Annotated in this window: 1 pseudogene; it reads right to left on the bottom strand. The window is 58.6% G+C overall.

What is annotated here, in order from left to right:
• Window positions 1-196, bottom strand: a pseudogene (locus tag RMT89_RS44480) (LysR family transcriptional regulator); the annotation flags it as partial.
• Between the last annotated feature and the right edge of the window lie 55 nt (window positions 197-251).

Genomic DNA, 251 nt, shown 5'->3' with positions numbered 1-251 from the left:
GCCGCGTTCTCGACCTCTCGACGGTTACAAGCTCAACGTGCGGAAAAAGCTTCTTGAAGTCGAGTAATGTTGCGCGCAGATTGCCTGCCGTCAGCGAAGTACAGAACCCGATGACGAGACGACCCGCTTCGCCAGACCCGTGCGCTCTTGTTGATGCAGTCAGCGCCTCGACTTGTTCAAGTATCGAGCGCGTCATGCGCAGAAAGTGACGACCTGCCGGCGTTGCTCGAACGCCACCGCTTGACCGCTCA

The organism is Streptomyces sp. P17 (assembly GCF_032436805.1).
Taxonomy (GTDB): domain Bacteria; phylum Actinomycetota; class Actinomycetes; order Streptomycetales; family Streptomycetaceae; genus Streptomyces.
Note: the sequence above shows the minus strand (reverse complement) of the source record. Positions and strands in the feature narration are given on the sequence as shown.